The 6,502-nt window shown below is 63.3% G+C and carries 4 protein-coding genes and 1 pseudogene; 3 read left to right on the plus strand and 2 right to left on the minus strand.

Annotated features, from left to right (window positions below; translation table 11 throughout):
• Positions 1-732: 732 nt before the first annotated feature.
• From DN412_RS41865 to DN412_RS41875, 3 genes are all read left to right on the plus strand, one after another.
• Complete coding sequence (locus tag DN412_RS41865; protein ID WP_115216856.1) at positions 733-2,325, plus strand: aspartate:alanine exchanger family transporter; 1,593 nt, start codon at positions 733-735, stop codon at positions 2,323-2,325.
• A gap of 52 nt (positions 2,326-2,377) precedes the next feature.
• On the plus strand, positions 2,378-3,373 hold the full coding sequence (locus DN412_RS41870; protein ID WP_115216857.1) for a 2-hydroxyacid dehydrogenase: 996 nt from the start codon (positions 2,378-2,380) through the stop codon (positions 3,371-3,373).
• Positions 3,374-3,769: 396 nt separating this feature from the next.
• Positions 3,770-4,192, plus strand: a complete 423-nt coding sequence (locus DN412_RS41875; protein WP_208647764.1) for a hypothetical protein — start codon at positions 3,770-3,772, stop codon at positions 4,190-4,192.
• 232 nt (positions 4,193-4,424) lie between these two features.
• On the opposite strand, the gene DN412_RS41885 is transcribed toward DN412_RS41875, so the two are convergent.
• Entirely contained in the window at positions 4,425-4,859 is a 435-nt protein-coding gene (locus tag DN412_RS41885) for a helix-turn-helix domain-containing protein (protein ID WP_341868111.1), read from the minus strand.
• 296 nt (positions 4,860-5,155) lie between these two features.
• Positions 5,156-6,385: pseudogene (locus tag DN412_RS41890) on the minus strand (ISNCY family transposase); the annotation flags it as partial.
• Between the last annotated feature and the right edge of the window lie 117 nt (positions 6,386-6,502).

Genomic DNA, 6,502 nt, shown 5'->3' on the forward strand with positions numbered 1-6,502 from the left:
CTCTTCCAGAGAAGGGGGCAGCAGATAGGATTGGTGGGGTTGATAAGGAAGGTAACTGGCAGCCATGCCCGTATTGTCCTCGATCTTTCGCCGATTTGGCTTCTGCCGCGCAGCCTCCTAGGCTCGATTGGTTAGCGCGCGGTTGGCCGCAGCATGTGGGCGAAAGTGAGGCCGGCGCTGCCGTAAGGTGGAGATAGGGCTTGGCAGAAGATTTGTGTTTAGAGGTGCCAACCGCCTGTTTGACCGCTTCTACCGTGCCGACGGGGCGCGCAGCGACAGCCCGGCAGAACCTCGGGCTGGGGCTGGCCATCGTCAAGGGACCGCCACCAGCACGGCGGTCGCTTGTTCGCGCAGGTGGGACCCCACGCGATGCGGATCGGGATGATGCTGCCGGTCAGCCCGGCGGTGCCCGAAGCGACCCGCTCGCGCGTCCCGCCGCAGGCTGACGGAGGGCCGATTGCAGGTTTGGCAGAGTTGGGAAGTTTGGTAGCCCCGCTGCCGCGCCGCTTCGATTCTTGAATTCGTGCGGCGCATCGTATATTTTCGAGGGGCATTCCGGTGGTTGCCGCCGTGCCGGCCGGTGCCTGTCACGATGATCGGATTCATACAAGCCGCACTCGATAACGCATGCCCGGAACAAGGGCTGTCAACCTCGTCCGCGCAGTGCGCGCGTGACCCTGCGCAGTTGCTTATCGCTGCCCCCTTGCTCCTGCCCATCAGAAAGGAGCTGCCATGGATGCAGTCCGGACATTGCTCGAAACCCAGCCGCTGCTCACGCTGTTCCTCACGGTTGCACTGGGCTATGTCATCGGCGAGATCAATATCAAGGGCGTGTCGCTCGGTTCGGGTGCGGTGCTGTTCGTGGGGCTGGCGATCGGCGGGTTCGCGCCGAAGTCCGCGCCGCCTGCCATCCTTGGCACCCTAGGGCTGCTGCTCTTTCTCTATGGCATTGGGATCCAGTACGGGGAGCAGTTTTTTAAGGGTCTGACCAGCCCCGATGGCATCAAGGCCAACGCCGCCGCGGTCCTTGGCGTGGTTGGCTCCGGACTGGTCGCGGTTGCGTTGGTGCCGCTGGTCGGCGTGAAGCTCGACGAGTCGCTAGGCATGTTCGCCGGCGCGGGCACCAGCACGGCAAGCCTGCAGGCCGCGATGGCGGCGATGAAGAGCGACGGCGCCGCGGTGGGCTACAGCGTCGCGTACCCGGTCGGCGTGGCAGGGCCGATCCTGTTTCTGTATGCCCTCACCGCGCTGCTCAAGCCGAATATCGTGCGGCCGCCACCAAAGCTGATCGAGACCGCCGAGATTGCGCTGACAAACCCGGCGTTTATCGGCGCGCGGCTGTCGGAGGTGGTAGCGCGCCTACCGGACGGGGTGGCGATTGCCGCCGTGCGTCGCGCCCACCACAACCACCCGTCCGCCGACGACCTGGTCCTGCAGGCCAACGACGTGCTGCTCGCGACCGCCACCGACCCGGCCGTGCTGCGTGAAGCCACCTCGCTGTGCGGGGAACTGCAGCCGGGCCGCATGACAAGCCATCGCGAAGACCTGGACTATATGCGCGTGTTCGCCTCAAGCCGGCTCGTGGTCGGGCACACGCTGCGCGATATCCGTTTTCCCGAAGGCATGGTCTGCTCGATCGCCCATGTGCGGCGCGGCGATGCGGACCTGATGCCCCGCGATGACCTCACCCTCGAGTTCGGTGACCGCGTCGGCCTGCTGGTCAATCGCGCCCACATGAAGCCGATTCGCGCGCTGTTCGGCGACTCCATCAAGGGCACCGCCGAGCTGAGCTTTATCTCGATCGGCATCGGCGCGGCCCTCGGGCTGCTGGTGGGGCTGATCCCGGTGCCGATTCCCGGCGTCGGCACGCTGGCGCTGGGGCTAGCGGCGCTGCTGCTGGTCGCCCTCGTGCTCGGCCGGGTGCGCCGTCTCGGACCGTTCGTCTGGACCATGCCGCTGTCGGCCAACCTGGTCCTGCGCAACTTCGGGCTGACCATCTTCCTCGCACAGGTGGGCATTGCATCCGGGCCGAAGTTCTTCGCCACCATCGGCGTGACCGGGGTGTCCTTCCTGATCTATGGCGTGGTGACTCTGCTTGCCCTGCTGCTGATTACTGCGATTTTCTGCCTCTGGGTCTTCAGGCTGCCGTTCGACCTGGCGGTGGGCGTGATCTGCGGCGCGACCGGCAATCCCGCCATCCTTGCCTTTGCCAACCGCGTCGCGCCCACCGACCGGCCCGACCTCGGCTACGCGATGATCTTCCCGTCAATGACCATCGTGAAAATCCTGTTCGTACAGATCGCCGCCACACTGGCTGGCGGATAGTGCAGGGCAACCTGGGCGAAGCGCGCCATGCGATTCGCCGCGGAGACACATCATGGAAATCGCCGTCTTCAGCGCAAAGTCCTACGATCGTCAGCATCTCGATGCCGCGAATGCGGCCGAAGGCCATCAGCTCAAGTACTTCGAAGTTCCCTTGGACAGTGAGACGGTGGGCCTCGCCGAGGGCCACGGCGCAGTGTGCATCTTCGTCAATGACCGGGCCGATGCGACCGTGCTGGAAGCGCTCGGACGCGGCGGCACCAAGCTGGTCGCGCTGCGCTGCACGGGGTTCAACAACGTCGACCTGAAAGCCGCGCAGGCGCTCGGGATCAAGGTAGTGCGCGTTGTCGACTACTCGCCCAACTCGGTCGCCGAGCACGCGGCGGCCCTGCTGATGGCGGTCAACCGCAAGATCCACCGGGCCTACAATCGCACGCGGGACTTCAATTTCTCGCTCGAAGGCCTGATGGGCTTTGACCTGTGCGGCAAGACCGTGGCCGTGATCGGCACCGGCAAGATCGGGCGCGTGTTTGCGAAAATCATGGTCGGGTTCGGTTGCAACGTGATCGGCTACGACAAGTACCCGTCCCCGGAATTCGAGGCCCTAGGTGGACGCTACGCGGACGAGGGAGAAATCGGCGCAAGCGCGGACTGCATCTCGCTGCACTGCCCGCTCACGCCCGAGACCCATCACATCATCAACGCCGAAACGCTGTCGCGCGCCAAGCCGGGAGCCTTGCTCATCAACACTAGCCGCGGCGGGCTGATCGACACGGAAGCAGTCATCGAAGCGCTCAGGAGCGGGCAACTCGGCGGGCTGGCGATCGACGTGTACGAGCAGGAGGCGGACCTGTTCTTCCGCGACCTGTCCGGCACCATCGTCGACGACTCCGTGCTGCAGCAGCTAATCACCTTTCCTAACGTGATCGTGACCGGGCACCAAGCCTTCCTCACGCGCGAGGCCGTGACGACCATTTGCGAAACAACCTTGCGCAGCGTGACGGAGTTCGAAAGCGGCAAGCCGCTCACGAACGAAGTCGGCCGCGGTTGAACACGGCTGTCGGCCTCATGTCGCGCCCCGCTAATGGCTTAAACCGCTCCCCGAAAAGCCCGCCGCCCAATCCACGATCACGCGCACTCGAGACGCCAGATGCCGGGGGAACGAATACAGCGCCACCGGCAAATCTGGCCACCGCCACGGCGCCAACAACTGCGGCCAGCCGGCCAGCACGGATCGTGCGGCGTGCCGTGCGCGGCTAGCGAGTCGGGACTGGCACACAGCACCGGACCTAACATCCGGGCGACGACGCGCCGCGGGGAGAGGCCTGCCATTCGTGGCGCAGATACGACGGCCGGGTAACCGGATTTTCATGGAAATACGGAAAACCGACCCGCAACCATCGCTTTGTTCCTACACTCAATGCGGTGGAGCATTCTGGAGAGCTACGTGTTAATCCCAAGAAAAATCCTTTCTGTCTGCGTGGTGACAATGCTGGCCTCCGCATGCTCGACCACGCCCATACCGGCGAGTGAGGCGACGCCGGTACCTTCAGAGAGACTTAGCGGCTTGCAAAGCCCGCCGCCCGGCGAGTTTACGACGTTAGTCGTGACCCGAGATCAGGGGTTTTACGGCAGCGCTTGCGATACAGTCCTATCAGTTGAAGGGAAGGAAGTGGCGCGACTCAGATCGGGTGAAGTAGCTCGGTTCTACGCCAAGCCGGGGACGATCATTCTTGGCGCTCAGACTTCGGCAATGTGTCTCGGTGGGTTGAAGGAGAGGGAGGTAAAACTCAATCCAGCCTCGACGATCCGTTATCGCATTTCGATCGATTCGAGCGGCGGCTTGGATCTGTCGCCGACCGCATTCTGACGGGAAAGTCTCTTCACAGCACGACGGACTCTGGAGCGCTGCCGGATCCCTCGGTGGCGAACTGACGCGCGGGCGACCGGTTTGGCACCCGCTTCGTCGGCAATGAAGATACTGCTGAGGTAGTCGCCGTTCTCGCGTGGCATGTTCCAGTAGCCTGTTGCCGAGAAAGTCCACGGTGCGCCGGCAGCCTGCGCGGCGGCGTCTGTCGCAGGCGATGGCGGGTCCCCCGCATTCAGACGCGGACGGGCTGGCAGGGCCGTGGCTGGTGCACTTTGGGCGGGCGCAGTTTCCTAGGCACCCAGAAGCCGGCGTCGATCATGATCCGCCGCACCGTTTCCTTGGCCAGATCGATACCATGGCGCTCGCGCAGCTTCTCGCAGGCCAGGGCCGGGCCGAAGTCCGCATAGGCATCGCGAATCAGTTCGCGCACCCGGGCTTCCACGACTCGTGGCAATTGCCGATGACCGGGCTGTCCACGCTGGCGTGACAGCAGTCCCATCGGCCCATCCGCAAGCCAGCGCTGGACTAAGCGTCGGACTTGCCGCGTCGTGATCCCCAGTCGCTCCGCGGCAAGCGTCTGTGCCAGCAGGCCCTCGGCTGTGGCTTGAATGACCTTGAAACGATCAACTTCGCGCAGGCTCATCGTGATCAGGCCTCGATCCTTCATGGCGCGCTCCAGTGCTAACTGGGGCTACCAGTATAGGTCTGTTTGGAGGACATTCTGATCTGGCTGGAAGCGGACATTCTGGTTTGGCCCTTACGTCCAGTGTCCAGGCAAAGTTGTAATGTCCGGTCTCCAGCAAAGTTGAAATGTCCGGTTGTCCGGTGACTTTTCGTCTTGTTTGTTCAGTTTTTTGGGGTTCCCCGTAGGGCGGTGGTGCTGGCCTGACACGATTGAGTTCGGCTCAGGGTGAAGCTGTCATGTCAGCGGGGCGGATTTGAGTTCCCAGGAGCAAAGTGAAATCAGCTCTCGGTGCCGTTAAGCGGCCATGGCTGCTGCTGTAAGCGTTTTAGCGATTCCAACATATCGTTCTGATCCAGCGACCGCTGCGACTTCTTCCCGGGCGGTCGTCCTCGCTTGCGGGGAGCTCCCTCCGTGCCAGGCACAGAGAGGGACCGCGTGTTGTCGCGCTTTTCCTGAACGTATTGGGCCAGCTGCAGCACATGCCCCAGGCGCTTGTTGTCCACGATCGCGCCTTGGTCGACTTCCGACAGCTTGTCGTAGATGGTGTAGGGTAGGGCAGTGCCATTGGCCCGAGGCTCGATCCTGCCATCCGGGTAGTGATAGACATCGATGTAGTGACCGGCCAGCTTCCGATGTTCCGGGGTGTCGGTCAGCAGGTAGAGCATCTTGTCGTACTGGATCGTCAGGCTCTTGGACACGCATCGCGGCTCGCGCCACGCGAAGATCAGATCCAGGTTCTCATCCGGTCGCAGCGACCGATGGGCGTTGTGGTTGTTGCGCGGCAACTTGGCAAAGCGCGCGTTGTAGTCGGCGATGAACTCAGCCATGAAGGCATTGGCGGCCTCCATGGTGCTGATATTGCGCAGGCGCAGTTCCTTGACCAGGCGGTCCTGCAGGGTCAGGTGGGTTCGTTCGACGCGCCCCTTGGCCTGGCTGCTATTGGCGCAGATGCCTTCGATGTTCAGCTCAAACAACGCCCGGGCAAACTGCGTGTGGCCATCCCCGCCGGTTGCCCCTTGCTTGTTGACCCGGAAAACGCTGGCCTTGTCACTGTAAAACGCCACCGGCTTGCCATGGCGCTCCAGATAGGCACGGGTCGCCGCGAAATACGTGAACGTGGATTCCGAATGAGTGAAGCGCAGTTCCATGATCCGGCTGGTGGCGTCGTCGACGTACACCAGCAGCGTGCAGGCTGGCGCGCGCTCCTCAAACCAGCGGTGATCGCTGCCATCAATCTGAATCAGTTCGCCATAGCAGGCGCGCCGGTTACGAGGCTGGTAGACCTTGGGCGGCCGCTGTTTGCGCGGCACCCACAGGCCGGCTGCCGTCATCAGTCGGCGGATCGTTTCTTTGGACAAGGTCAGTCCATGGCGCTCGTGCAGCTTCTCGGCCGCCAGCGTTGGGCCGAAGTCGGCGTAGTGTTCCCGGATCAGGCCAAGGGCTACAGATTCGCGGTCCGCAGGCATGCGATTGTTGCTGGGTCGCCCGCGCCGCCGCGACACTAGCCCGAACTTTGAGCTCGTGGCGCGCTAATGCTTTGATTTCGCACGGTTATGTGCGCGCGAGCGAGTCGATTACTGGGTACAGGCGACGGGGCTGACGTTGAGCAGGCGGAAGGCCTTTTC

This window comes from Cupriavidus lacunae (assembly GCF_003353055.1).
GTDB classification, from domain to species: Bacteria; Pseudomonadota; Gammaproteobacteria; order Burkholderiales; family Burkholderiaceae; genus Cupriavidus; species Cupriavidus lacunae.